Consider the following 5,392-nt stretch of genomic DNA (forward strand, 5'->3'; position numbering starts at 1 on the left):
CCATGATCCCGGGTCCGCGGCCCCCGCGACCTACACCGTCTATGTCCCAGGAGTAGGACATGTCAACCTTGGTGTCGAAGTAGCCCAGCTCATCGTCGGAGTCGCCACCAATGGCGTTATCCACCCAGTAACCGAAGGCCACTTCGGGTAGATCGTAATCGGAGATATTGGCGATGGTGTACTCCCAGAAGATGGCATCCCGGGCCTGGGGATTATTCCACTGAAAACCTCGCTGCTCGACCCTGACGCCGATTCCGCCCCAAGGGTATTTAATATCATCCCGCGGTTTATGAATCGTGACGTTAGGGCGCAGGTCACCAATGTATCGTCCCGAGCGGGGATAATACTTGATCCTGTCTTCCGGACCCAGGTATTCCTGGTCGTGGGCATCGTTGACGGTGAAGAAGGTCTCCAGATCGGCATAGATCACGCCCCGGCCGAAGCGGCCATTCCACTCACCCGGCCATTTGGTGGTGTAACCTGGCATCGGCCACCCCTGGGGGGGCCAGGATTCCGGCCGGTTGCTCATGGCCGGGTACTCGCTCAACTCGTCAAAATAGCCGAAGATGGGATAAAAGCCGTACTCTATGGTACCCGTGGGGTCTGTATCCATTTCCTCGCGGTAACTGGTCTGCAGGAAGTAAAGATTCTTTAAGCCGGTCCGGCTCGAGATTTCGGCTGGATCGGTTACCGGGGTGGCATATACTGGGGGATCACTCCCCGGTTCGGGAATGGTATCAATATAGACCTTGGCCCCAATCAGAAGAGCCACGCCGTCCAGCATGGCCATGCCTTCATAGGTATTAGGCCACCGGGAGAATTGGGTCTTCTCCATATTCTCGTACCAATCGGCCAGCTCGGTCGTGTTCTGAAAGTAAAGGTAAATCCGGTTCCCGGTCATGTAGCCTTCGCGTTCCGCGGCGATATCCCCAGCGGGATCATCGGGGCCTTCATAGGGTCTCCCCTGTGCCTGAAGCAATGCGCCGATACCAGCGATGAAAAACAGCACCATGGCGTGGATTAAAAGCCTGTTCATTGTCGATTCTATCCTTATGAGAAAAGGTTTGTTAACGATCTCCTTGACTGGGTCCTAAAAGGTTAAACCCAATCCGATCTTGATGAGGCGGGGAGCAGCGTACATGGATGGGTTGTGGACAACGTCCTCGAACGTATTGAAGTCGCTGCGATGCGCGGCGATGTCAATAGGACGGATGATGGCGGTGTAGGCCCTGCCGGTCTGGCCACTGACGGCTACCTCATTCAAGCGATCGGTGAGGTTATAGACGTTCAATGTGAGTTTTGCATCGAACCTCCCGGATAGCGGGATATTATAGTAAGCACTCAAATCAACGCTGGTTCCAGCCGGCTGCCAATCGTTGTTGGGATAGAGGTTTACCCTGGACAGCCGGCTTTCTTCGATGGGAATGAAGGTATACGGCGTTCCCGAGTTGTAATAGCCAGTGAGGGTCGCCCCGTACCGGTCCGTGTTGTAGCCGACCGTCAGGTTCAGTGTGTGCCTCTGGTCCCAACTCATGGGAATCAGCCGGTTGACAGGATCCACACGCTCCCCTGCCCGGTCAAAGGTTTGGACGGGGTTGTCCGCGTTGCCCCGGGTGTACTGCAGGGTGTAGTTCAGGAAAACAGAGAGATCGCCGGTGATATAATCACACTTGACTTCCAGGCCTCGTGTGTTGCCATAGTCCTTATTGCTGTATAGGCCGTATATGATTTGATTATAGGTGCTGATGGGTATGCCGCTGAGCAGATCGTAGATATCTTTATAGTAAAGGGCGACCTCGACACCAAGTCCTTTGATGACTTCCTGCCAGAGACCAACCTCGTAAGTGATGGTTCTTTCAGCTTTAACCTGTGCATTCCCCATGATGGTTTCAAAATCGGTCGGGGCAATTCGGAAGGCATGGTTCTGATACTGGGAATACATGGGTGGCATCTGGAAGAAATGCCCATAGCTGAAATGCAGGAGGGCCTTATCTCCCAGTTGGTATGAAAGCCCGACGCGCGGGCTCAGCTGCACCTGGGGATCAGCATCGGGGTAAGTAGACATTCTCTCGGGGGGCAGGTCTAACTGGTTGGCTGGATTCCTGCGTTCCGAGGGATAGACGGTCGCCGGATCGAAGTAATCGTAGCGGAGCCCCAGATTGATGACCATCTCATCGAATTCCATCTTATCCTGGAAATAGCCGGCGAATTCAACGGGACTCACCTGGTACATATCTGAATAGATCGAGGAATCGGGCATGATAACCGGCTCATAGTAGGGGAAGACGATTTTGAACTGTTCGAAATCGAAGTACCATTTACTCTCTTCGGCTGTGCCGTAATAGAGGTTACGTATCTGGAGGTTTTTCACATCGAGAGAGTGCTGAATAAGATGGACACCGGTCTTGATGCTGTGGTTTTTATGCAACTGCCAGGTCAGATCGAACTTTAGGGCTCGATCTTCAAGTATACGGCGGTTATGGTCTTTCTGATGTCCACCAGTGTAAAAACCAGGTCCGGTGTTATCCAGGTACACGTCATGAACATAGCCTGAATCCGTGGGATCTTCGAAGACATACCAACCATTGAATGTTTTTAGATAAGATGCCTTGAGTTCATAAAACAGCGACTTCGTGAGCATATGATTAAGAGTCAACGTCAAAAGGTCAGATACACGTCGTGGAGCCCCCATCCCGTCAGGGTTATACTTAAAAGAATGGTTGTAATCATGCCATATGTCATTATTCCAGTTATAAAGAAATGCAATCCTCAGTTTCTCAAAGATTGTGCTGTTGAGTTTTGCCATGAACGATCGATTGTGACTGCGGTTCATAGGCACATAAGCGCTGTCCCCAGTGTTCTCCGTGTACCATGTCGTAAAGACGTAAGAGCTGAAATCGTCCACGTTGAAGCGACGGATACCATTCAAATGATTTTTATTCCGTTCTTCGCGGTAGTTGAGGAAAAAGGTGAGATATCGGCCCAGGATTGGACCGCCCAGGTGTAATTTATAATCCTGATTGCGGTCAAATTCGTCCGGTTCCAATCCGATGAAAATATCATCATGTTGGGTGGCATAATTGGCAAACGCAACTGATGCAGAGCCATGGATTGACTCGCCGCCCTCCTTTGTGACCTGATTAACAACGCCACTCATGGCCTGGCCGTACTCGGCATTAAAGGTCCCGGTAATCACTTCCAGATCTTGTACTGTTTCGGGTTCAATTTCAATCGCACTGTATTGGCCATCGTAGGGCTCATCAACGCGCATACCATCGACCAGGTACGAAACTTCCGTATTCCGCCCGCCACGGAAGTGCCCCTGGACAATGCCCGCCTGCATTTCAATAATTGCAGTGATATCCTCAACAGGAAGGATATCCATCTGGTCAGCGGAGACGTTCTTGATCGTGCTGGTCTGGTCCTTTTTCATGGCAACCCGTTCACGGATTACAGTCACTTCTTCACCAGCCAGGACCGTAGGATTCATCCGAACGTCCACCTCGGAAGTGCGGTTGACAGATACACGCACTCCTTCTACCCGCACCGGGTCGTACCCGATCATGTTCGTCACGAGGGTATATGTCCCGGGTGCCACGTTGATGATATAGTAATCCCCTGAGGCGTCGGTGGCGGCACCCAGGATCGTTCCTTCCAGAAGGACATTGGCACCGTAGAGAGGCTCACCTGTTTCTGCATCCGTTATTTTACCTGCAATCTTGCCGGTGGTCTGGGCTGGTAATAGCTGTGGCAGCAGCCAGAGCATTACGATACCCAGTACGGTTCTGAAACACGATCGGCCCCACATGTCCATATTATACTTCCCCTTTATTGATCTGCTGGTAGAACAATTCTTCGACGAATACATAATTAAGGTACCCCACCCTTCGGCGGCTATGGTGGAGGTTGATAATACAGCGCCTGGCAGTACCCTTCGATGAGACAGACCGTGTATCCAGAATGGAGACGGAAACCTGACTTCAGGCCAGCCTCGTTGGTCTGATCGATAGTACCTTTCCGAAACTCTATCCGCACCTCAACCAAGTGATGTGGTTTGCAGGGGGTGACTCTTGCGAGTCACCCCCTGCAATCAATAAGTGAGCTGAAGATCCTACTTGAGCAGGATCATCTTTTTGGTCAGAGTGAAATCGGCTGCCTGAATCCGGTAGAAGTAAATACCGGAGGGCAGGTGTTGGCCGTTCCAGACAATCCGATAGTGCCCCACAGGTTGAAACTCATTGACCAGTGATGTTACCTGCTTACCCAGGATATTGTAGACATCGATTCGTACATCTCCAGCCTTTGCCAGGGAGTACTTGATGGTTGTACTCGGATTGAAGGGATTCGGGTAATTCTGGCTCAGGCTGTATTCCATGACAATCGGCGCTTCACTTGCTATTCCAACAAAGACTTCCGTCGTATCACCGATCCAGGTGTAGGTCCAGTTGGCCGGCGATTGCCACGAGTTGTCGTCGTTGTCCCATGACAGGGCCAGGGTACCCTCAGTGGTATTGAGGGTTGCGTCCGTATCGTGGAAATAGATGTCGATGGGTATCCTCATCCCGTTCAGGGGCGTGAACAGCGCATCGTCGCCGAAACGAATGGAATCCAGCGGAACGACAGTCTCAATGATCCAGTCTGCTGCACCGAGAGGCTCGAAGTAGTAGTTGGCTGAATCACTGGTGTAAATCACCTGGTTATCATTGAACTCACTCACGAGTTGTTTATAGAGGATCTGTAACTTGTAATCCGGTTCGGTGCCACGCTCCATGACCTGGTGCTTGGGACCACGGGCGTCGTAGAATCCGAGGTAGAGTTCGGCGATGTCATCCTGCCACCAATCTCCCACCGCATCATAACTCCAGACGTCATCGATGACGTCGGCCGCGAAATACAGGTTATCGGCATCTATCGCTATATAGACCGTCGCGGTCAGATCGTTGTCGTCATCGAATACCTGAAACGCTTCTGGTACCTTGTTGGTTGAAGGCTTCAGCACAAACGGCATGATTCCGCTGGCCTCCCATTCGCCCAGGTCGCCATCAACCGCGAAGTTGCTCGGCGGATCCAGCGAGATAGTGGCCATAGCCTGCGCCGTATTGGTGATCGGACCGGCTGTTCCGGCCGGACCGACATTGCCAGCCGCATCCAGACACTCGACAGCATAGTACATGTCGATCTCTTTATCCTTGAGCGGATAGTACAAGCGATGGATGGCGCTCTGTGTATTTTCGGGAACAGCCTGGGCAATCAGGTCCACATCCAGACTTTTGACGTCGGTGATGGGCTTCGTGCTGGCGTAGACATTATAAGCCTCACCCGCTTCCCCATCTACATCGGACCAGATGACCAGGTTGTAATACTCGTTTGTCGTGGCGTCGACGCCGGTAAC

At 52.1% G+C, this 5,392-nt stretch carries 4 protein-coding genes; 1 reads left to right on the top strand and 3 read right to left on the bottom strand.

Annotation, left to right across the window (positions count from 1 at the left end):
• Both ACETWG_08500 and ACETWG_08505 read right to left on the bottom strand, forming a co-directional pair.
• A partial coding sequence (locus ACETWG_08500; protein ID MFB0516630.1) for a hypothetical protein occupies positions 1–1,036 on the bottom strand: 1,036 nt, incomplete at its 3' end.
• 54 nt (positions 1,037–1,090) lie between these two features.
• Entirely contained in the window at positions 1,091–3,766 is a 2,676-nt protein-coding gene (locus ACETWG_08505) for a TonB-dependent receptor domain-containing protein (protein MFB0516631.1), read from the bottom strand.
• Positions 3,767–3,806: 40 nt separating this feature from the next.
• Here ACETWG_08505 and ACETWG_08510 point away from each other — a divergent pair, with 40 nt between their 5' ends.
• Positions 3,807–3,941 (top strand): hypothetical protein, encoded by a 135-nt coding sequence (locus ACETWG_08510; protein MFB0516632.1) that lies wholly within the window; start codon positions 3,807–3,809, stop codon positions 3,939–3,941.
• Between the two features lie 170 nt (positions 3,942–4,111).
• Here ACETWG_08510 and ACETWG_08515 read toward each other — a convergent pair.
• Positions 4,112–5,392: T9SS type A sorting domain-containing protein (locus ACETWG_08515; GenBank protein ID MFB0516633.1), on the bottom strand; the 1,281-nt coding region annotated here is incomplete at its 5' end.

Source organism: Candidatus Neomarinimicrobiota bacterium (assembly GCA_041862535.1).
Taxonomy (GTDB): Bacteria; Fidelibacterota; Marinisomatia; order SCGC-AAA003-L08; family TS1B11.

Excerpts from the sequence above, each read along its gene's own strand:
- ACETWG_08505 (MFB0516631.1), bottom strand. The coding sequence starts at position 3,766 with ATGCTCTGGCTGCTGCCACAGCTATTACCAGCCCAGACCACCGGCAAG.
- ACETWG_08510 (MFB0516632.1), top strand. The coding sequence starts at position 3,807 with ATGTCCATATTATACTTCCCCTTTATTGATCTGCTGGTAGAACAATTC.